This is a genomic window from Nocardia sp. NPDC046763 (genome assembly GCF_040645495.1).
GTDB lineage: Bacteria > Actinomycetota > Actinomycetes > Mycobacteriales > Mycobacteriaceae > Nocardia.
Window position 1 is genome coordinate 17,915 of the sequence record NZ_JBEYYI010000036.1, and the last position, 20,320, is coordinate 38,234.

Consider the following 20,320-nt stretch of genomic DNA (forward strand, 5'->3'; position numbering starts at 1 on the left):
ATCTGCCTGCGGCGTGGCGGACGACCACGAATTCCTCGCCGCACGAGGCGGCGTCGAGATCCGTCCCTAGGAAGTCAGTTCTCGTGCAGCAGCAGGTGCACCGCCGCCTTGGTGATCGTCTTGATCGCTGAGGCGGCGGTCTCATGTCCGCCGACCAACAGCGTGTAGACGTTCACACCGGTCCGCACCCACTCGAGTGCGGGCCTTGGGAATACCGTCGGCCCGCCCCGATTGTCGTGGGGCGGGCCGAACGTTGAAGAAGGGATCGGGTCAGGCGCCATAGATCTGGCGGATCTCGCTGGCGCCGTTCCAGCCGGGCCAGTGTTGCTTGTGCAGTTCGAGGAACTCGGTGGCGCGGCCGATCGCGTCCTCGGTGGTCGTGACCTCGATGATGGCGTAGGCGGTGACATTCTCCCCGGCGGGAATCGGGCCGGTGTTGATGGTGTCGTCGGTCAGGTCGATTCGGGTGCCGGTGGCGGCGGGGGCCAGGCCGGCGGTGTCGCGCAGGACGCCGGCGGCGGTCCATTCGGCGGCGGCCTTGCCGATGGCCTCGAACAGTTCCTGCGGCGGGGCGCCCGGGGTAGTGGTTTCGTCGCTGCGCAGCATCAGCAGGTAGCGGGACATGACGGACTCTCTTTCGGGTTGTGTCGTTGAGTGGAATGGCTTGGCGGTCAGGCGATTCGGTGGCTGGCGTACCGATTGACGGTGGCGGCCAGGTAGGCCCAGGCCACAATCGCGCCGGCGAACAGTCCCAGCGGGCCGCCGTTGGCGCCGCTGTTGCACCAGACCAGGCCGGCGAGAAAGATCGCGCCGCTGGTGTGCCCGGCGATCGCCCAGCGGCGCAGCCCGTCGAACGAGCAGCGGCGGGCTAGCACGAAGCAGGCGGCGATCATGGCAACGAACGCTGGGCTGGCGGCGGCCATGTGCAGCATGTCGTGGGTGCTCATGGCGGTCGGGCGGCCCAGGGGGGTGCCGGCAGGGAACCCATCGGAGGGATCCAGGGAGAACATGCTCGCGGCCACGAAGCCGATTCCCTGGATTCCCAACAGGATCGGCACCCACGTCCGGCCGCGTGCGCCGGCCAGCGCGCGGCGGGCGCCGACCGCGCAGACCAGCATCAGCGCGCCCGAAACGGCGAAGTTCAACTGCTGAATCCAGCCCAGCGCGCCGGCCGACAGCAGGCTGACCGGGTGGCGCATGATGTCGAACCCGGGCCGGGATGCGGCCTGGGCTAGCGCGACGGCCGCGAATACGGTGACGGCAGCAATGCCGCAGCGGGCCATCCAGGCATGCGTGGCGGCGGCATGTGCGGTGATGGGGTGGTCGGCAGTGGGGGTGGCGGCGATGGCGGTCATGAGTGTTGCCCCTTTCGCAAGTACTGGACCGTTCCGTACTATGGAACTAGACAGTACAGTACTACGACAGAACTGAGCCGTCTAGTACTATTCAAGTGATCCTGAGGAGGAGCGATGGAAACCGAGACCCTGGGCCGGTCGGCACGCAAGCAACAGGCGATCCTGACTGCCGCCGGCGCAGTGTTCCTGGACAAGGGGTACGACGGCGCCAGCATGGACGAGGTGGCCACGCGGGCGGCGGTATCCAAACAGACTGTCTACAAGCACTTCACCGACAAGGACCGGTTGTTCCGCGAGACGGTGCTGGCCACCACCGACCGCATCGACGCCATGATCGACCTGGTCGCCGGGTCGCTCACCGATACCGAGGACGTCGAGCGGGATCTGAGCGAGCTGGCGCGGCGGTTCCTGGCCGCGCTCATGGCTCCGGATGTGCTGGCCACCCGCCGTATGGTCATCGCCAGTGCCAATCGCTTCCCGGACCTGGGCCGGGACTGGTACGACCGTGGCTTCGGGCGGGTGCTGGAAACCCTGACCGCATCCTTTGCCCGACTCGCTGCGCGAGGGCACCTGCGAGCGGACGATCCGGCCGCCGCCGCGGAGCACTTCGTCGGCCTGTTGCTGTGGATCCCGGTGAACAAGGCCATGTTCACCGGGACACACGCGCCGTTCACCGACACCGAACTCGACCGCCGCGCCACCGAGGCGACCCACGCGTTCCTACACGGCTACGGCACACCGGACCAGTAGCGCCGAAACACCGATCACGCCCATGTCGAGGCTCTTGCCGGTGCCGCCGGAACGTATTTTGCGGTACGACAAGGGAGGAAGCGCGGCAGCGCAGCTGCAGTGGCTGCGTTGGTGGGACATGAGGGTCGAGGGATTCTCCGGCGATCCGATAGCGCTGTGCGGCACGCCGACACCGGCAGTGCGCCAGGGTCGGCATCGATGTCGTCGACACCAGCTGGTGGCCCACCGACTTCCAACCGACGCACCGGGCGCCTGGTCACTCCGGTACCACGCGCCCGTCCGCCGCCGCGATTCACTCGCCAGGATCGACCAGGCACAGAATCGTCGGGTCGGGTTTCGGGTAGACGACCGCGTTGTGGGCGTCGGTCGCGTCGCCGCACGCGGTCGGGTCGGTGGAACCCTTGATGATTCGGCCGATCTTGAAATAGGTCAGTTGCGCCTGGTGCCCACTCTGCGCCGCGGCAGTACCGCAGTCGACCGGCTGCGCCGAGTTGTCGAGGCTGTTCTGGGCCACGCATTCACCCTCGCGCACTTGCAATTCCAGGCACAGGGTGGTGTTGCGCATGCCGCCGATGGAGCGCACGGTGTCGTAATCGGTGCCCGGACACGAGCCGCCACCAGGATCCTTCAGCACCACGCCGACGCGGTATATCGTCGTCGGGTCGTCACAGGACACCGTCGTCACGTCGACCATGGCGGGCCCGCCGCTGACCTTCACACAGTCACCGGCGGACACCTTCCGCAGCGGATCACGGCCACCGTCTCGAACATGGCCATGATCAGTGACGTGCTGCCAGCCATACACGACGGTGATCGACAGCGCCAGGCCGACCACACCGCCGACCCCGCCCAGCCACCTCCGGGGTCGCCTCGGTGGCTGCGGCGGCCACGGGGGCGGATAGCCGGTGACGGGCTGCTGCGTCGCAGGCCCATAGCCCTGCGGCGCGCGATGATCGGACGAACTGGTCATGAAAAGCCTTCTTGCTCACTGATTGTGGGTTCGGATGAGCGCGAGCGGAATCCGTCGCGAAACCCCCGCGCTCGCTCCATGAGTTTTACTTACCACTAGGTAAAATTCAAGGCCCTTCGGGGCCGGCGAACCATATGCGGGAGCTGCCTGAGCACTTGCTCGACGGTGCCGGCCTCGAAGCCGCTCCCCCGGGCCGCGAGGTACCCGTCCGGTCGAACGAGTATCCAGTCGCCCGGCCCGGCTGCGAGCGTTCGACCGACCTGTCGGTCGGGATCGTGGATGGCGGCCGGATCGGCCTGCCGGTCCGGCATGATCGCGTGCACGCGCATCCAGCCAGGAGCGGCGTCGGGTGCGGCAGGGCCGAAAACGAGCAGATGCCAGGCCGGATCACGCAGTGCCGCACGCAGTCTCGTCCAGCCGGGGCTGTCGGCCTGCGCCGCGTCGATCTGTGTCAGCCGCTGTCCGGGCCGTGGACTCGCCGTGCCGGGATTCGGCAGGGTGAGCGGGCTGTCGCGGTATTCCAGGGCGAGACCGGACATGCCGCGCACCAGCCCGCGCAGGAAGTCGAAGTCGGAATCGCGAGAATCCTCGGCGGTTTCGGGGAACATCGCGATCTCCATGACCTCACCGGTCGATGCGAGCAGGGCCTGCCCGACCGGAACCCGTTCGATGTCATAGGTTTCCAGCAGCTCCGCAGCCGCGTCACCGTTCAGCACCATGGCCAGCTTCCAGGCGAGGTTGACCGCGTCCTGCATGCTGATGTTCATGCCCTGGCCGGAGGCGGGCGAATGGACATGGGCCGCATCTCCGGAGACGAAGACCCGGCCGACGTGCATGGCGGGCACGGCCCGCTGCTGAATGGTGAACGCCGACGCCCATGTCGGTGTGTGCACGGCCGTGGCGCGGCCGGTGGCCGCGGTGATCCTTTCCGCGAACCGGGCCCCGATCCCCGCCAGATCGCGCGGATCACCCTCCCCTGTGGTGTCGAGGAGCCGCCATTTGTGCGGATCGGGGAAGGGGAACAGCATCACCAGCCCGCCGGGCGGGAACATCCAGTGCAGGGCGTCGCGCGCGAGCGGGGTGTCCACGATGGCGTCCGCGATCAGCCAGGTGTAGGCGGATTCGCCCTGCAGTGGCAACCCGATCGTCTTGCGCACCAGGGAATGACCGCCGTCGCAGCCCCAGAGATACCGCGCCCGAACCGATTCGGCCCGTCCGTCGGCGTGCTCGAGGACCGCGTCGACACCTGCGCCGTCCTGGGTGAACGAGCGCAGCCCGGTATTCCACTCCACCCGTGCCCCGGCCACGGCCGCGTGCGCACGCAGCACCCGCTCGGTGATGACCTGGTCGACCATGAACATGTACGGGAATCGCGTTGCCAGGCCGTCGTATTCGTACTCGAGGCGCACCGGGCCGTGCTCGAGGTGCCGGACGAAGGCGTTGACGCGTGTCCCGAACGGCGCGATATCGCCGAGAATCCCCAGCTGGTCGTACATCTCCAGCGTGCGCGAATGGGTGTTCAACGCCCGGCTCGTGGTCGCCGGACCGGCCGCGATATCCACGATCCGCACCGTGATCCCCCACCGCGCCAGCTGTAGCGCCGCTGTCAGGCCGACCGGCCCGGCGCCGGAAATCAGGACGTCCACATCGTGCTCGGGCATTACCGCTCCTTCAGTGTCAGCTAGGCTGACACTGAGTCTTTCCCAGGCGGTCGCCTACAGTCAAGCAATGGCTCGAACCGATTCCTCCGCTGCGGAACTCTCGCTGCTGGCCCTGCTGCAACGGGCCGTCCGGTGGTTTCAGGACGGACTGATCGAGGGCATGACCAACGCGGGCGTGGAACCGATAACGCCCGCCCACATGCTGGTGCTCGGCCACCTGCGCGGTCGGGATCCGATCAGCATCGCGGAATTGGCGCGGCTGGCCGGAGTGACCCGCCAGACCATGCACCGGGCGGTTGGCCAACTCGACCGCGAGGGGCTGGTCACCGTCGACCAGGCCGCGGGATACCCGCGCACGGCACAGGTCCGCATCACCGCGGCCGGCGCGGACCGCCGCACCTGCGCCACGCGCATCCTCGCGACTCTCGAGGCCGAACTCGGCAGCGCTCTCGGCGGCGAGGCAACCCGGCAGCTGCGAGCCACGCTGGCCAGCCCCTGGCCGGACAGCCGACAATGATGATCCCGTCAGGCCCGGAGGGAGATTCGGTTACCGAGCGTCGGATTCCATACGCGCGTCGATGGATTCGATGCTCTCGCCCCGGCCGCGCGGGCGAAAGGTCACACCCACGAGGCCGGACATCGCGGTGACGACGACCATCATGCCCACCAGGACAGCGAAGCCGCGGTGCAGCAGTGTCGGCACGAAGACCAGCATCATGGCGGAGGCGATGCGGGCGAGACCGAAGCTGAGGCCGATCGCCGTGCTGCGCAGTCGCGTCGGGAAACTCTCCTGGCACCACAGCTTGTAGTGCGCCTCACCGGCCAGGGTATTGCCGATGCCGTAGGCGATGAAGGCGGCGACGAGCGTGGGCGCGCCGGTGTCCACCACGAGCAGCGCAGCCCACGACAAGGTCTGCGTGACCGCGCCCGCGACGAAAACCGGTGTCCGGGCCCGGGTGTCCATCAGCGGCATCATCGCCAGCACCGTGACCACGATGAGCGGGACCACCAGCAGCGAGGCCGTCAGCGCTCGGGACGAGTCGAGATGGCCCACGGTCTCGAGCGCGTAGAGGCCGAAGGATCCGTAGAAATTGGTACCGAGGGTGACGGTGACATAGAAGACGAGCAAAAAGATACTGCCGCGCCGCAGATTCGGCGCGAGCAGCTCCCGGGGGCTGCTGTCCGACGGTTGCCAACGCAGGGATTCGACCATGCGCCGCCGCAGCAGCCAAGTGATCAGCGCGATCGCCAGCAGGTGCGCGAAGATCGCGCGCGGCAGCTGATCACCGAGCCGGGAACCGGACAATTCCAGGCCGATCACGGCCAAAGGTCCCAGTGCCCACAGCAATTGGGTGAAGGTCACCAGCCGCCCCCGCTCCGACGCCGGAGCATTCTCGCCGACCAGCGCCAGCGCCGCGGGCACATCCGCGCCGATTGCCAGGCCCACGGTCACCACGCCGACGAACAACATGACCGGGTGGACTGCCAGCACCAGCCACAACAGCCCGACGATATACACCAACAGGTCCACGGCGTAGACCCGTTTGCGGCCGTAGCGGTCGCCGATCCGCCCACCGGCGATGGATCCGAGACCGATACAGACGGTCAGCGCGGCGGAAAGAAAACCCAACTGCCACTCCGACATTCGAAAACTCGACTGCCAATGCGAAAGCGCCGCGGACACGGCGATGATGGTGCCGGCGTCCAGATAGGACGCCATGCCCGCCAAGGCCGCCAGCGACCAGGGCCGCGCCACGGCGACGTGAGCGGTCGTCGCGGTCATCGGCGAGCGAGCCAGGTAGCGGACTGCCGATCCAGGACGGCTGCCAGATCACCCAGCGCGACACTGTAATCGGCCACGTGCAGGCCGAGTTGCATGTCGCCGGCAGTGCCGAGGACGGCCTCGAGATCGCCGCCGATCTCCAGCCACGCGGCTGAGCCGTCACTACCCGGACCGTAGCGGCAGGTGGCCGTCAGCACGCCGGGATAGCGGGTGAAACCCGTCGGGGTGCTCGGCACCCGGTAGTCGTGCAGCACCACCGTCAGGTGCCCGGCGGGCGCGATATCGGTGCCCTGCAGCAGATTCCGCGTCGGCATGACCGTGTCGAGTGGGGTGCGCGCGGCCGGATCGGCGGCGCGGCGCAGCGCGGCCGGATCGACGCAGGCGATGCGGTGGCCGGAGACCGCGCTCCAGGCCAGGCTCTTCGACCCCGGCTCATGCCCCGCAGCATAGGCGGAATAGGCGATGACGCATCCGGCTGGAACGGGTGCGCTCGCGCCGCACAGCGGCAGGTGCTGGAAGGTGGAGTCCGGGTCCGCGCCGTCGCCCGTTGGACGATCGTCGGGCACCTGCACCTTCCCGCCCAGTAGCACGGCGCTGACCAGTTGTGCAGTGGTGTCGGGCCGCCCGTCGATCCGGTCGCGGATCAGCTGTTCCAACGCCACGCTGCCTTGCGAATGGCCGAGCAGGATCACCCCGCGCCGGTCGCCGCCCGGCCCGACATTGTCGTGGGCCCAGTAGTCGTCCCACGCCGCGAGCACGTCGGCGAATCCGGGTCCGGCATAGCCGTCGGAGCCGGTGTCCACATGCTGAGCCAGCTGCGGCAGGGTGTCCTGCCGGTAGAGCGGGGCGAACATGCGGCAGCGACCGAGCAGCGGCCCCACCTGCGCGAGCAACACTGCGAGTTCCTCGGCCCGAGGCTGCGGCCGATCTCCGCGCACAGGGTTGGGCACCAGGTCCACCGTGGGATAGACGTAGAAGCAGTCCACGCCCGGAAGTGCTGAGGCGGTACCGGTTTCGTCATCGAGATCGCTGTGACCGACAGTGGTGACGGACAGTGCGGCTCGGCTGCCATCCGGATAGCGTGCCAGCCCGGGCTGGGCCCCGGGCCTGCCGTCGGCATCCTGGCCGCAGGGATCGAGTGCCATGCCGGGTTTGCACAACCAAACCGTCCCGGTCGTGGTGTCGGGTGGGGCGGCCGCGGCCATCCCCGATACCGAGCCGGCCGCGAGCGCGGCCGCCGTGATCAGGCGGATCACGTGTTTCATCGGATACTCCAGAAGATTTCAGAAGCGCGCGCTGAACTTTCCGGCAGCGTGCGGGGTCGCCGTACCCGACCTGTCGACGATCTCCACCGGAACCGGCGAGTCGACCACGACACGGTTGCCGTCGATCTCCACCGACACAACGCCGTACGGCGTCGGCGCGGCGCCCGCTGCCGCGGTCAGCACACCGGGGCGCGGCGCGATGCGGGCCCGCGTGAATCCGGGTTCGGCCGGGGTGATGCCGAGGGTGTAGCAGACCAGATCACGGGTGGGCGTGGCCGACCAGCCGTGACAGTAGGATCCGCCTTCCCAGCACTCCCGGAACGCGGTCGGGGCATCGGCGCGCAGGCGATCCCAGTCCAGGCACAGTTCCGCGATCCGGTCGGCCGCACCCAATCGGGCGATGGCGTCGTGCACGACATAGCGGAAGAACGGCTGCGCCCCGACCACCGAACGCTCTGTGTCCCAATCGGGTTCGGGTCGCACGGACACCGGCTGACCGGCGCTGGGTCCCAGTGCGTCGCCACCGTGATCGGCCAGTGGGCTGGTGGTGAACATGGCCGATCGGTCCAGCAGCAGCCGCAAGATCTCCGGCTTGCGTTCGGGTGGGACGAGATCCGCGCAGACCGCCGCGGCCGCGACGTGCTCGCTCACCGATGTGCCACGGCGGCCGTCGGCCAGATTGTCGCGATAGGCGCGCCGCCCCGGGTCCCAGAAGGACTCGAACCCGCAGAGCAGGCGACCGTGGAAGGCGGCCGCCCAGGTGGCCCGGCCATGATCACCGACCCAGCGCGCCATCTCGGCGAAATCCCGTAATCCGCGTGCCAGCAGCGCATTCAGTGCCGCGCTCGCGCCCGACACCTGCACCGGCGACCAGTCGATGAGGACCCACCCGGGCACCTCCTCCACGAGACCGGCGGGACCGCGATAGGGTTCGAAATAGCGCAGGATTCCTTCGGCGGTGGACAACAGACCGCCGACCAGTTCTCGATCACCGGTGTAGCGAAACAGGTTGTGCACGGAGCGAATCCAGTGCAGCGACCAGTCCGGAATCGTCGGCACCTGCGTGGTCGCGAAATCACCGGCTACCACCATGGGCAGCAGGCCGTCTGCGCGCGGCTGCGCCGCCAGCTGCGGGTTCCATCGAGCCAGCCGCCAGTCCTGGTTGGCGATCAGATCGACGGACTGATGCACCACGGCGTCCCCGGTCCAGGACCGCTGTTCCCTTGTCGGGCAGTCGATGTAGGCATCGTGGGAGGTCAGGTCCACGGTGCGCAGACCCGTGCGATAGACGGCGTCGAGGCGTGGGTCACTGGAGTCGAACGGGGCGACCGGGTCTCGCGGGCGCAGCAGTTCACGGATCCGGAGGGCGACCGGCGCCGTCGCGTCCTCCAACGCGAGAACAAGGTAGCGTCCGCCGACCGAGTCAGCCGAAAGATAGGTGTCGGCCGAGCCGCGGGCCACGTACCGGAATACCGGCGCGCTGTCGAGCGCGGCCGCTGTGGGTACCTCGACCAGCGCGCCGTCGATGACCTGACCGCGGGCTGCCTCGAAATGCAGTTCCAGCCTGCCGCTGACGATCATCTCGAAATCGGCGACCAGCAGCGCGCGGTCGCCGCCCGCCCCGCCGAGGGCCGAGACCAGGGCGGCGCGTGGATCATCGCCGGAAGGCGGGGCCGCCCGGCTGTTCAGGACTGTCGCGGTGCGGATTTCACCGGTCAGAGCCGGAATAGGTCTGGGCCGCAGGATGCCCCACGGCTCGGTGGGCGGCCGCGTCCCACCGCGCGGGCCCACCACCGAGTACTCGGCCAGCACCCGCGCGTACGACCAGGACGAATCGTCGAAATCCGGTGCCATCCAACGTGGTTCGAGTAGCCGGGCATCGAGGTTCTCGGGCAGCTGGGTCAACAGCATGCCAGGCGGATGACCGGGGCGCCAGGCGTCGCCGGGTGCGAACCGCCACGAGGGGTCGGTCGCGATGATCTCCTCGTCGAGCCGGATCTCCGCCACCATGGCGCCGCCACCCATCGTGAAGCTCGGTGGCGACGGCTCCCACCACGGCACCGGATATCCGTAGAAGCGGGCGAGTACCGCGACCGTGTTGCCGCCCTCGCGCAGTGTGTGGCGAATGTCGTATTCGTCGAAGCACAGCTGGCGCGGCCCGTGCCGCACCGGCCCCACACCGATGTCGATTCCGTTGACGTACAACCGATACCGGGAATCGGCGGTGATTCGCACCGTGGCCCGGGCGGGCACGCTCGCCAGCTCGAAGCCACGCCGGAACAGCACCCGTTGGTCGAAGCGACTCGGGTCCAGGGATCCGTACGGCTGCGCCTGACTGGGTCCGCCCAGTGCCGGGCGATCGGACCAGATCCACTGTCCGATCCAAGTATCTCGCGTGGTCGCCACACCCAGAGTTTTACTTACCACTCGGTAAAACTCAAGATGGTGTTGTAAGAAGAATCCATGAAACCGCAGCCGACAGCGCCACGCCGGCGAGGCCGCAAGGAGCGCGCCGACGGGCGTTCCCGCCGCGAAGAGCTGCTCCGAGCCGCGGCCACCCTTTTCGCCGAGCGGGGCTACCGCGACACCAGCATCGCCGACGTGGCGATGCGCGTCGGCGTCACCCAGCAGGCCCTGCTCTATTACTTCGGCAGCAAGGTCGGCCTGCTGCACGCGGTGATCGACGCCCGCGACGACGAAAGCCTCCGATTCGTCGAGGAACTCGCCGCCCTGGGCGGCGTCCGCGCCCTGGACAAACTGCCCGACTTCGCCCGCCGCAATATCGCCGACCCCAACCTCGCCCGCCTGTTCGCGGTCCTACTTGCCGAGAACCTCAACCCCGGCGACCTGGCCCACGACCACTTCGTCCAGCGCTACCGCAACCTGCGCGCCGTCGTCGCCGCACTCGTCGAACAGGGCCAACACACCGGCGACTTCGCTCCCACCATCGACCCCACACTCAAAGCGATCGAAATTGTCGCCTTCATCGAGGGCGTCAATACCCAATGGCTCCTCGACCCCGACTCGATCGACCTGCAAGCCGTCACCGACTCCTTCACCCACGACCTGATCCGCTCCCTTACGGCCAATTAGCCAGTAGGGCAACCCCATTCGAGAATTCTAAAACCGACGAGACGATCAGCCCGGGCTCCGCGGCCCGCTCGATGCCGGCTGCAGACCCCGGGCCCGGGTGATCGCGGAGGGATTGCTACAACACGATCATGGAGTTGCGTCAGCTGCAGTACTTTCTGGCGGTGGCCGAGGCGGGGACGTTTACCCTGGATATCCAGGGATATTGTCGAACAGAAGCGCGGGCCCTTCTTTCTCTGCCGAAAGCTCGGTGATCCCACCGATTTCCAGGTCCCAGTTCGCCCCGTCGACAACGCGAACTTCTTCCGGGCCGAGTTTTTCTGTCAGGGTGCCGATGTAGTCTCGCAGATCTCGAAACACAGCCATGACTGTATCCGGGTGACAGGCCGCCGCGGCCGCACCCGATCCCCTTTCATTCAGTAGGACTACGGATTTGAAGGCTGCCGGATATCACGGAGCTGACCTTCGACTCAACCCTGCCGCCCGGGCACGGTCGCGTCCAATATCGATTTCTGCTGCGTCCTATCCGATTTCCAGATGGGGTATCGGGGCAGATCCGCGGCCCACGCTGGGTCGTCCAGGCTCCAGCAATGACCGACATCGCAGAGGCGTCGAATCGTCTGGCGATGCCGTCCTCCTGATCGGTCATCGTTCCAGCAGGGCACATCATGGCATTAACTTGTAAGTTATAAAATGAGACGTCAAGGGGTCTGTGGAGGCACTACGATCAAGGCAGACGGCGACACGAGAAACAGGAGGCCCGACTCGATGGCACGGCGCAGCGCATCGGCCGCAACCGGAACGGGACAGCCCGAAACCGGCACCACCGGATCCGCCCCGACCTACGCCAAGGCCAAACCGCCCGGCAGCCGCGCGAGTTACGTTCAGGACGTGCTCCGGTCGGAAATCCTCAGCGGCGCAATGCCTCCCGGCACGCCGATCCTGCAGGACAAGGTCGCCGAACGCCTCGGCGTGTCCATTACGCCGGTGCGGGAGGCCCTGCGGAATCTGGAATCGGTCGGATTGGTTGTCTACGAGCCGAATTTCGGCGCCAAGGTCGCCGAACTCGCCGCCGGCGAAATGGAAGAGCTGTATCTGCTACGTGCCGCCGTCGAGGGCCTGGCCGCGCGGCTCGCCGCCACCTCGATCTCCCCCGCCGAAGTGCAGCGGCTACACGAAATCCATGGGGAACTGCGCACCGCGGTCGATGCGGGCGACCCCTCGCGAATGGCCGCCGCCAGCCGGCAGTTCCACGCCCAGATCGCCCGCGCCGGCGGACGCTCCATCATCGCCCGGCACCTGCAGTGGATCTGGGAGAGTCACCCCATCCCCATCGAGCAATCGGTGTGGTCGAACCCGAAAGTGGCCGCACAGGCCGTGGACTCCAATGCCAGATTGCTGGCCCTGCTCGAGGTCGGTGACGCCGAAGGTGCCGAAAACCATATGGTGCAGCAAGTCCGGCTGGCCGCCTCTGCCCGCCTGGCCACCATGCACAGTCGGGAGGAGAAGTCCGGGGCGTGATCACGGCACACGATCACGTCGGGCGTTTCCGCTGGGAGCCGGTGAGCGGGTCCGGGATCGCCTCGGCCAACCGATCTGGGCCCACCTGTTCGCCCTCCACATCGCGGCCGCGCTCGGTGTCCGCCGAAACCAGGCGGTCGGCGAGATCGGCGACGAATCGCAGCTCGGCGTCGGCCATGTGACGTTCGTACTCGATTTCGACCGTCAGCGAGGCGGGAAGGTCTCCGTCCGAGAGGTTTTGGATCATTGTGCCGAGATCGGCGATGCGCTGCCGCAGACGTCGCTGACGAGTTCGAAGCAACTCCGTTGCCCGGTCCGGCGGCAGCCATCGTATCGATGCCAACGACAGTCGCCACTGATCACCGATCTTCTCGGGCGTACAAAGCATATGCTCCAGGTGCGCATGGAATTCGGTGGTCCCGGCGGCGGTGATCCGGTAGACCGTTCGAGGAGGGCGCCGACCGGAGCGTTCCGAGCCGGTCGCTTCGACGAATTTCCTCCGCTCCAACGCGGCTACGACGTTGTACAGCGAGCCGGCGCTGACGCCGACCGTGCATCCACGCCGCAGCATCTGCAGTATCTCGTAGGGATGCATCGGACGGGTCAGCAAGAGGCCGAGTACAACCGAGCCGAGAGGATTGCCGATCGCCATCTGCGCTGGCGCCCTCCCACAGGAGTCACCGCCCGCCACGGTCACCGTGCGAAACGGGGTGGCAGGACCAGCCGGGGATTGGGGTCGAGCAGAATGTCGGCAGGGCCGAATTTCTCTGCCAGGACTCGGATTTCGGGATCGTCGAGCAACAGGAGCCGACCGTCGGCGACGAACGGCGCACCGTCGACGGTGATCGTCGGCCTGTCGAACTGGCAGTCGCAGTGGGCGTGCCCGGGGCCTCCACGGTCCACCGCGCCATCGTGGGTGAGGGCATCGAGACCGAAATAGAAGGCGCCTGCGTGCTTCTCGCGTTCGAACTGGGTGCCGCCCGTGGACCGCACCTTCGGGTTCAACCCGATCAGGGCGTGGCGCATGTAGTAGCCGGTCGGTGCGTAGCGCCGCAGTTCGGCGGCCGCCGCGCCGCCCTGGATCGCGGTGACCCGGTTCTCGGTCAACTCCACCGTCGTCCGCTCGCCGGGGACGCCGGTGACCGTGGACTCCTCGATCACGACGACACCGTCGGTCCGATCGGGATAGAAGTTCACACCCCCATAGGGGAACGGCCGCCACATTCCGGCGGTGAGCGGGGCGTGGTGTCCGGCTGTCGCGAAGTCTCGGAAGGTGATATCGGTGCCGAGGTGAGTGGTCACTCTGATCTCGTCGGCCGCGGCGAGTTGTGCGGTTGCCCTGGCCTCGATGGCGAAGTACAAATCGAGCGGAAACCGGGCGCCGGTGGCCAGCGCCGCAGCCGTGGCCGCCTGGTGCAGTGAGACGAATCGTGCACGGCGCCGGGCAATTTCGTCGAAGAACAAGCCAGCGGTGTGCACCTCACCCCACCATGTCAATGAGATCACGACATCGACGGCCGAGTGGGCGGCGGGCAACAACGCTGCGGGCGTCGACCGATCCCACCCACCCGCGCTGAAGGGTAGCGTGGAGAGGATGTGCACGTCGGCGTTGCGGTACGCGGCTGCCGCGGCGATGGCCTGGATCACCACCGGGTCGGTGCCGTGCTCGGCCAGAATCAAAACCTGTTCGCCCGCCGCGATGGCGGCGTACTCCATCAGGTTGTAAGTCCCGGGCATCAGTTCGGTAATCGACAGCGGCGCTGCTGTCGAAGTATCGAGGTAGCTGCAGGGCGCGGTCATGGTCATGGGATGAATCTCCGATCGAATGTCAGGAATCGAGAGGCGTTTTCAGGTGAAGGCCGCGACCGGCACGTGTTCCGACCGCAGCCTGAACGAGCGCAAGTGTGACCAGTAGCAGCAGCGGGGGTGTCCATCCGCCGGTGAGGTCGTGTAGCGCACCGAGCAGTAACGGCCCGACTGCGGCTACCAGATAACCGACCGACTGTGCCATCGCGGCAAGCGCTGCCGCCTGTGCGGGATTCGCCGCACGCTGGCCTTGGAAGCTCAGGGCCAAGACCAGGCAGGCCCCGCCGCCCAGTCCGATCAGCACGCTGGACGCCACAGCAAGTTCAGGCGCCACTACCAGCAGCGCGAATCCCAAGGCGGAGATCACCGAAGCCGCCGCGGCCATGATCCGCTGGTCCCGCCACCGGCGGGTGAGCAACGGGAGCGCACTGCTGGAGACGAGCCCGGCGATCTGGAAGAGGAACAGCTGCCATCCCGCGGCGGACGCTCCCACTCCCTGATCGTGGACGATGCTGGGCAGCCACGCGATGGTGGTGTAGAAGCCCAGCGACTGCAGGCCCATGAACAGGCTGACCTGCCAGGCGAGTCCGGAGCGCCAGGGAATCCGTTCCCGCAGTTCGGGAGTGGACCCGATCCGAGGTTCGTGGCGGTACTGCGGTAGGAACGCCAGAAAGGCCACCGCGGCAAGGAGGCTCCAACAACCCAGCGCGGTACGCCACCCGCCGGGCAGATTCTCGGCCAGCGGTACCGACACGCCCGACGACACCGCGGCGAACAGGCCCATCACAGTGACATAGACGGCCGTCATCTGGCCGATCCGGTCCTCCGGCACGCAGCTCTTGATCACCGCCGGCAGCAGCACGTTGCCGTATGCGATCGCGGCCGCAACCGCCACCGTGCCGGCGAACAAGAAGAACGCGCCCGGCAGCGACCGCACGAACAGCCCCGCCACCAGCACCAGCAGCGAATTTCCCAGCACGCGTGGCGATCCGAACCGGTGCGCGGTCCGGCCGACCAACGGTGAGGTCGCCGCGAAGGTCAACAGAGGCAGGGCTCCCAACAGCCCGCTCCAGATTCCGGATAGACCGGTGGACCTCTCGATGTCCGGGAGCAGTGGGCCGACGCCGGTCAGCGCGACTCTCAGGTTCGCCGCGATGAGCACGATGCCGATCAGCAGCCACAGCGCCGGACGGCGACCGGCAGTGACATCCCGTATGCCCGTGGTCACGGCGGCGTGAGGATCTCGCACCCTCACACCGATCGCTCCGGTGTCGGGTTGTCATGCCGTTCCACGAGGTCGTCGGCCGCGAGTCGGCCCGTCAACCGCACCAGTGTCGTCGCCGCATAGCGCGCCGCGACCGCATCGCGTGCGGCGATCGCGTCGACCAGAGCGCCGTGCCATCGATCGTGTTCGCCGGCAACATCAGCGTCCCAAGGCAATTCGGCCACCAGAGCCGACAGCGCGGTACCCATGTACTCGTACAGCTCGGTGAGCAGCGCGTTCCCGCCGGCCCGGACGACCGCGAGGTGGAAGGCCCCGTCGACCGCCGCGACCTCGGTCATCGCGCCAGTACGGTTGCTTTCGCGGACCGCGTCCAGCAGCTCACGCAGCCGAGCGACGTCCGATTCCGTCCGCCGCTCAGCGGCCACGCCGGCGGCGTGCTCTTCGAGCACCGCCCGCAGTTCCACCACCTCGGCCGCCCGTGCCGTGGCCACCCGTCGCAGCAGTATGGCCTCGAACTCACTACTGACCCGCACGTACGTGCCATCCCCGACACGCGCCTCCAGAAGACCTAGATGAATCAATGACCGCAGGGCCTCGCGCACGGTGTTCCGGCTCACGTCGAGCAGCTCCGCGAGCTCCTGCTCGCCAGGAATCCGGCTGCCCACCGGCCATCGCCCGGACATGAGCTGATCCCGCAACTGATCCGCGACCTGAGCCGCCAACGTCGCCGACCTACGCGGCTGCCGCAACCCTTCCATGAAACCTCCAAATGTTGGACATTAGGATTAAACCAAGTTTCTCCGTCTCGAACCAGACCCAACATCGCTTGCGAAGCACGAGGCGGGGCTGGTTGTTCACGCTCGGTGGACAACCAGCCCCGCGATGCGATGGGAACCGGGAATCGTTCTCGTCCCGAAATCCACACTGGCACACGATGATCGAATAGCCGGAGTGCGGGTTCCGGAGTTGCCGCCGGGGCGGATCGGCATCGCCTGGTGTGACGACGGCGCGGCCGATCCCACGGCCGAGGCGTTCATCGAGCACGCCACGGCGCTGACCGGCGGGCACCTCATGTGACCGGGTTCCGCGCCGCGGCACGTGGTCGCGCCCGATTCGACGGAGATAGGGTCACGATGGTACTTGCTGAGAGGCAGCGCGGATTCCTACTGCGGTTCGCTCTTCCGATCCGAGATTTCGACGGCGACCCTCGGAAGGAAGTAGCCCACGAGTGGGCCCATCGTGATCGCGATGAGCACAGTGCCGATGCCGACGGTGCCGCCGAGGACACAGCCGATCGTAGCGACGGTGACCTCGATTCCAGTGCGTACCAACGCGACTGGTTGCCGAGTAAGTCGGACCAGGCCGACCATGAGTCCGTCACGGGGTCCGGCGCCGAATTGCGCACCGAGATAGACCGCATCGAAGAATGCGAGCCCGACAATCCCAGCAACCAGATAGATCACCTGAGCGCCGACACCGAGCGGCCGCGGAATTATCCACGCTGTCGCATCGGCGGCCATCCCGACAAGGACAACGTTGAGCAGCGTCCCTACGCCGGGCAACTCACGCATCGGTATCCATGCGACGAGCACGATCACCGCGGTGAGATTCGTTGCGGCACCGAAGGAAATACCCACCGACCTGGATATTCCCTCAGTGAGAATGCTCCAGCTGGCCGCGCCCAACCCTGAGGTGACAAGCACCATTACCGATGCGCCGTAACCGATCAGGCCGACCAGCAGCTGTGGGAGCCTGCGTAATTTCCGACCCGCGCGCAGTTGTTCGACCGCGTTCAGGCGGCGGATGGCGAAGCGGTCGGCTGCTGATGTCATCAGCCCACCATCGACGAGTTCTGGCATGCGATTCCATAGCCAGATTCATTACGCTGGTTGTGTGAAGATCAGCTCGCCGGTGGTCGCGCAGATGCTGGGGCCATGGGACGCGGGCCCGGGGCCGGCGCACCAACGTCTCTCGGACAGACTGCGGCTGCTGATATTGGACGGGCGGCTCGTGCTGGGTGCAGCCTTGCCGAGCGAGCGAGATCTCGCTGTCGCCTTGGGGGTCAGTCGCACCACCGTGGGCACGGCCTACAGAACGCTGATCGACGCACGCTACATCGACACGCAGCCGCGAACCCGGGCCATCGTTCGCCTTCCCGACGATGGGAAGCCGTACCGGCCGCCCCCGCCGCTGTCGCCGACAATCGATCTGTCAATCGCCGCACCGGCCGCACCCGGAGTGGAGTTGCACCGCGCCTATTCCGCTGCGTTGGAACGGCTTCCGCGTCATTTCGGTCGGCGTGGGCATGCGAGTGAGGGCGTCGCGGTTGGGTTGATCGGCGGGCTACTTCGGCATCGGCCATGGATCGGTCAGGACTCGAGGGCGCGGAGCCAGTGCTGCACCGATTGCCTGACAGTCTCGGCGGTTTCGATTTGAGGGTTGTGGCCGGCACCGTCGATCACGGCCTGCGCACTCTTCTCGGCGGCGGTCGCCGTTCTGGCGGTCTTTCGCACAGTGCCGGTGCTGGTGTTCACCGGAGTCGCGTTGTGGGGGTTGGCTTTCGACGGCGCGGCGACCCTGCTGCAGACCGCCCTCGCCCGTGCCGCCGGTCCGCACGCCGACACCGCGCAGTCGCTGCTCGTCATCGGCTGGAACACGGGAATCGCGGGCGGCGGCTCGATCGGCGGGCTGGTGCTGGCCCGGCTCGGCAGCGAATACCTGGCCTGGATCGTGCTGGCGCTGACCGTCACCAGCCTCACCGTCACCATTTCCGCTCGCCGACACGGGTTTCCGACCCATCGGACCACGGCGGCGGATGCCATGCGCAGAGCCGATCCTTCGCCATCGACAAAGAGCTGGCCTCGTTGATCCGGGTGCAGCGGTCGGTGGTCACCGGGCCCGTGGAACCCAGCACCCAGCCAGCTGAAACAGGCCGCTCGACCACACTCACCAACCCGGATAAATCGGAAAACCCCAATCCAAACGATTTCACGCCGGACCGAAGACCCGGCGTGAAATCGAGGTTACTACCAACTCCCTATTTCAGAGCGTTCTCGGCGGTACCCCCGGAGATAAAGTCCACAGGTCCCAAGCCCTGAGCATTGGCCAGTTCCTCGGTCAGATACCGGATCGCCGCAGCATCAAGGATCGAGTGGTAGCTTCCATCCTCGGAGAAATTTACATTGGCACCCTCGACGCGCACGAGAATAACTGTGTCCTCGGTGTTCGACCCAGGGCAGACAAATGTATGCGTGGATGCTGCCGGCTCAAAAAGGTAGGAGCCAGCTGTTTGTGGCTGTTCCGGATATTCGAGGTAATACCACTTGCCCGACAAGGTATAGACCTCAGCTATACCGGTGTGATAATGGAGTGGAATCACCGACCCGGGCGAGAAGGTAGCCAATACCAGCCATACACCGGCTTCAACGTCCAGTCGCAGCGGCTGAAAATGCACCCCCGGGCCTAGAGCATCCCTGATCAGAGGTGTTCCGTTGACGTTTACCGTCAGAATCTCGCTCTGCGGCAGAGCGACAAAGGGAAGAAGCGCTCCGCTCGACGTCCGGACGGGACCAGGAAAATTCATGTTCAACCTCTCTCATATTTCTCGACAATGAATACGATTGCGAATCTCGAATCAGCGCAGCAGCCTGCCGCGTTTCGGAATGTCAAGCCGCGACTATCATCCCGGCGACCCATTCCACTTTCAGCGGCGCATGATCCCTTGCTCACGCGCGAAAGAGAGTATCTGGCGACGGCTACTGCCCTTCAGGAGTGCACGAATAATCGCTTTCGGACCAATCTGACGAAGCAAACCCACTCGGTCGATCTCGTCCCAATGTTCTACACAGATCCCGTTCTCCACCCGCCAAATATCAATCGACGTCATTTCGACGTGCTTACCGGTCGGGGCGATACCGATGAGTGGTCCGGTGTGTGTACCCGTCATCGAAATTCTGGCAACAACCTTGTCGCCCTCGGCAACAATATCTTTGATCACCATCCGCCCATCGGGAAATGCAGTCTGGAGGATGTCCGCCATACGCTTGACCGGCTCTCGGCCGTTGGGAGTCGGATTATGCTGCAGATAGTCATCGGACATGAGGGAGTCGAGCAATCCGTGGTTTGCCACAGAAAATGCCTCCATGAGGCGCACCACTACATCTTTGTTCAGATCTTGGATATCCACCTTCACAACTTCCTTCCCTGCAAATGAATCTTTCCGGCTATCGGAGGGCAGCCGCGAAATCAGCAAAGCTGTCGGCGTCACGCAATGCCGGTCCATGCCCGAAGCAGACCAAATCCGGACCGAGCCCGGCGAGTCTGGCGATGGACTCGCGATTGCCTCGAGGATCCGCTGTCAAGAACGCGAACGGTTCCCGCAATCCGCGGGCTCCCGTGAACGGATGGTGGCCACTCGCAACATCGCCGAGCAGAAGAGTCCGGTCCGACTCGCGCCAGAACGCCAAGTGGCCAACTGTGTGTCCAGGAACTTCGAGGACCTCGAAACTCCCGACCCGATCGCCCTCACGAAGCCGCCTGTCCACCGCCGCCGGCGGACCGCCCTGAAAGCGGCTCAATATCCGGGGAGCAGGATGATCTGGAAATCTGTCGAACATCAGCCCGAGCGTCTCGACCGCTGCAGCATCAGCATGACCAACCCATAAAGGGATGCCCAATTTCTCACAAATTTGCCTACTCGCACCGAAGTGATCGGGATGTGCATGCGTTACCGCGTGCGCCCGAATATCAAATCGCGCTATATCACGTAGTATGCGTCGACCGCTGTACCTGGTTCCGGCATCAACCAGAATTCCGTCTATCACGTAGGAATTGATCGAGTACCTTGGATATCCGCAAATCTGATATACATCCTCGGCAAGTTCTATGATCATCG

The 20,320-nt window shown here is 66.2% G+C and carries 22 protein-coding genes and 1 pseudogene; 7 read left to right on the forward strand and 16 right to left on the reverse strand.

Going from position 1 to position 20,320, the window contains the following annotated elements; genetic code table 11:
* Positions 1-270: 270 nt before the first annotated feature.
* Both ABZ909_RS38235 and ABZ909_RS38240 read right to left on the reverse strand, forming a co-directional pair.
* Positions 271-624 carry a hypothetical protein gene (locus ABZ909_RS38235; RefSeq protein WP_357010227.1) on the reverse strand — a complete coding sequence of 118 codons (354 nt, stop codon included), beginning with the start codon at positions 622-624 and terminating at the stop codon, positions 271-273.
* Between the two features lie 47 nt (positions 625-671).
* Positions 672-1,355, reverse strand: a complete 684-nt coding sequence (locus tag ABZ909_RS38240) for a DUF998 domain-containing protein (RefSeq protein WP_357010229.1) — start codon at positions 1,353-1,355, stop codon at positions 672-674.
* Positions 1,356-1,469: 114 nt separating this feature from the next.
* Between ABZ909_RS38240 and ABZ909_RS38245 the strand changes: the two genes are divergently transcribed.
* On the forward strand, positions 1,470-2,105 hold the full coding sequence (locus ABZ909_RS38245; protein ID WP_357010232.1) for a TetR/AcrR family transcriptional regulator: 636 nt from the start codon (positions 1,470-1,472) through the stop codon (positions 2,103-2,105).
* A 292-nt stretch (positions 2,106-2,397) separates the two neighbouring features.
* Here ABZ909_RS38245 and ABZ909_RS38250 read toward each other — a convergent pair whose 3' ends face one another.
* Both ABZ909_RS38250 and ABZ909_RS38255 read right to left on the reverse strand, forming a co-directional pair.
* Positions 2,398-3,075, reverse strand: a complete 678-nt coding sequence (locus ABZ909_RS38250; protein WP_357010235.1) for a hypothetical protein — start codon at positions 3,073-3,075, stop codon at positions 2,398-2,400.
* Positions 3,076-3,170: 95 nt separating this feature from the next.
* Positions 3,171-4,736 (reverse strand): FAD-dependent monooxygenase, encoded by a 1,566-nt coding sequence (locus tag ABZ909_RS38255; RefSeq protein ID WP_357010238.1) that lies wholly within the window; start codon positions 4,734-4,736, stop codon positions 3,171-3,173.
* A gap of 67 nt (positions 4,737-4,803) precedes the next feature.
* On the opposite strand from ABZ909_RS38255, the gene ABZ909_RS38260 reads away from it, so the two are divergent.
* Positions 4,804-5,253 carry a MarR family winged helix-turn-helix transcriptional regulator gene (locus tag ABZ909_RS38260; RefSeq protein ID WP_357010241.1) on the forward strand — a complete coding sequence of 150 codons (450 nt, stop codon included), beginning with the start codon at positions 4,804-4,806 and terminating at the stop codon, positions 5,251-5,253.
* Positions 5,254-5,283: 30 nt separating this feature from the next.
* On the opposite strand, the gene ABZ909_RS38265 is transcribed toward ABZ909_RS38260, so the two are convergent.
* The 3 genes from ABZ909_RS38265 to ABZ909_RS38275 are packed head-to-tail and all read right to left on the reverse strand — an operon-like array spanning position 5,284 to position 10,190.
* The gene (locus tag ABZ909_RS38265) at positions 5,284-6,519 is read right to left on the reverse strand and encodes an MFS transporter (RefSeq protein ID WP_357010244.1); all 1,236 of its coding nucleotides are present in this window, start codon (positions 6,517-6,519) and stop codon (positions 5,284-5,286) included.
* Positions 6,516-7,784 carry a DUF3089 domain-containing protein gene (locus ABZ909_RS38270; protein ID WP_357010246.1) on the reverse strand — a complete coding sequence of 423 codons (1,269 nt, stop codon included), beginning with the start codon at positions 7,782-7,784 and terminating at the stop codon, positions 6,516-6,518. The genes ABZ909_RS38265 and ABZ909_RS38270 overlap by 4 nt, the downstream gene beginning before the upstream one ends.
* An 18-nt stretch (positions 7,785-7,802) precedes the next feature.
* A complete protein-coding gene (locus tag ABZ909_RS38275) occupies positions 7,803-10,190 on the reverse strand; it encodes an alpha-L-rhamnosidase N-terminal domain-containing protein (protein ID WP_357010249.1) in 2,388 nt (795 codons plus the stop codon).
* A gap of 57 nt (positions 10,191-10,247) precedes the next feature.
* On the opposite strand from ABZ909_RS38275, the gene ABZ909_RS38280 reads away from it, so the two are divergent.
* Positions 10,248-10,877, forward strand: coding sequence for a TetR/AcrR family transcriptional regulator (locus ABZ909_RS38280; protein ID WP_357010251.1), 630 nt, complete (start codon positions 10,248-10,250; stop codon positions 10,875-10,877).
* Positions 10,878-11,063: 186 nt separating this feature from the next.
* Here ABZ909_RS38280 and ABZ909_RS38285 read toward each other — a convergent pair.
* Positions 11,064-11,222, reverse strand: a pseudogene (locus ABZ909_RS38285) (UbiD family decarboxylase); the annotation flags it as partial.
* A 420-nt stretch (positions 11,223-11,642) separates the two neighbouring features.
* On the opposite strand from ABZ909_RS38285, the gene ABZ909_RS38290 reads away from it, so the two are divergent.
* Entirely contained in the window at positions 11,643-12,395 is a 753-nt protein-coding gene (locus ABZ909_RS38290) for a GntR family transcriptional regulator (protein ID WP_357010254.1), read from the forward strand.
* A gap of 13 nt (positions 12,396-12,408) precedes the next feature.
* Here ABZ909_RS38290 and ABZ909_RS38295 read toward each other — a convergent pair whose 3' ends face one another.
* The 4 genes from ABZ909_RS38295 to ABZ909_RS38310 are packed head-to-tail and all read right to left on the reverse strand — an operon-like array spanning position 12,409 to position 16,184.
* Positions 12,409-13,047 carry a helix-turn-helix transcriptional regulator gene (locus ABZ909_RS38295; protein ID WP_357010256.1) on the reverse strand — a complete coding sequence of 213 codons (639 nt, stop codon included), beginning with the start codon at positions 13,045-13,047 and terminating at the stop codon, positions 12,409-12,411.
* A gap of 41 nt (positions 13,048-13,088) precedes the next feature.
* Complete coding sequence (locus ABZ909_RS38300) at positions 13,089-14,201, reverse strand: hypothetical protein (RefSeq protein WP_357010259.1); 1,113 nt, start codon at positions 14,199-14,201, stop codon at positions 13,089-13,091.
* Positions 14,202-14,223: 22 nt separating this feature from the next.
* A complete protein-coding gene (locus ABZ909_RS38305) occupies positions 14,224-15,429 on the reverse strand; it encodes an MFS transporter (RefSeq protein ID WP_357010261.1) in 1,206 nt (401 codons plus the stop codon).
* Positions 15,430-15,452: 23 nt separating this feature from the next.
* Positions 15,453-16,184, reverse strand: a complete 732-nt coding sequence (locus ABZ909_RS38310; RefSeq protein WP_357010264.1) for an FCD domain-containing protein — start codon at positions 16,182-16,184, stop codon at positions 15,453-15,455.
* 193 nt (positions 16,185-16,377) lie between these two features.
* On the opposite strand from ABZ909_RS38310, the gene ABZ909_RS38315 reads away from it, so the two are divergent.
* Entirely contained in the window at positions 16,378-16,503 is a 126-nt protein-coding gene (locus ABZ909_RS38315; RefSeq protein WP_357010267.1) for a hypothetical protein, read from the forward strand.
* Between the two features lie 86 nt (positions 16,504-16,589).
* Here ABZ909_RS38315 and ABZ909_RS38320 read toward each other — a convergent pair whose 3' ends face one another.
* Positions 16,590-17,285 (reverse strand): hypothetical protein, encoded by a 696-nt coding sequence (locus ABZ909_RS38320; RefSeq protein ID WP_357010270.1) that lies wholly within the window; start codon positions 17,283-17,285, stop codon positions 16,590-16,592.
* Positions 17,286-17,319: 34 nt separating this feature from the next.
* Here ABZ909_RS38320 and ABZ909_RS38325 point away from each other — a divergent pair, with 34 nt between their 5' ends.
* Together ABZ909_RS38325 and ABZ909_RS38330 are read left to right on the forward strand one after the other, a co-directional pair.
* The gene (locus tag ABZ909_RS38325) at positions 17,320-17,862 is read left to right on the forward strand and encodes a GntR family transcriptional regulator (RefSeq protein WP_357010273.1); all 543 of its coding nucleotides are present in this window, start codon (positions 17,320-17,322) and stop codon (positions 17,860-17,862) included.
* A gap of 84 nt (positions 17,863-17,946) precedes the next feature.
* Complete coding sequence (locus ABZ909_RS38330) at positions 17,947-18,294, forward strand: hypothetical protein (RefSeq protein ID WP_357010276.1); 348 nt, start codon at positions 17,947-17,949, stop codon at positions 18,292-18,294.
* Between the two features lie 169 nt (positions 18,295-18,463).
* On the opposite strand, the gene ABZ909_RS38335 is transcribed toward ABZ909_RS38330, so the two are convergent.
* The 3 genes from ABZ909_RS38335 to ABZ909_RS38345 all read right to left on the reverse strand — a co-directional run bounded on the left by ABZ909_RS38335 (position 18,464) and on the right by ABZ909_RS38345 (position 20,318).
* The gene (locus tag ABZ909_RS38335) at positions 18,464-19,009 is read right to left on the reverse strand and encodes a 2,4'-dihydroxyacetophenone dioxygenase family protein (RefSeq protein ID WP_357010278.1); all 546 of its coding nucleotides are present in this window, start codon (positions 19,007-19,009) and stop codon (positions 18,464-18,466) included.
* 120 nt (positions 19,010-19,129) lie between these two features.
* Complete coding sequence (locus tag ABZ909_RS38340) at positions 19,130-19,693, reverse strand: ester cyclase (RefSeq protein WP_357010281.1); 564 nt, start codon at positions 19,691-19,693, stop codon at positions 19,130-19,132.
* Positions 19,650-20,318 (reverse strand): MBL fold metallo-hydrolase, encoded by a 669-nt coding sequence (locus tag ABZ909_RS38345; RefSeq protein WP_357010284.1) that lies wholly within the window; start codon positions 20,316-20,318, stop codon positions 19,650-19,652. The genes ABZ909_RS38340 and ABZ909_RS38345 overlap by 44 nt, the downstream gene beginning before the upstream one ends.
* Between the last annotated feature and the right edge of the window lie 2 nt (positions 20,319-20,320).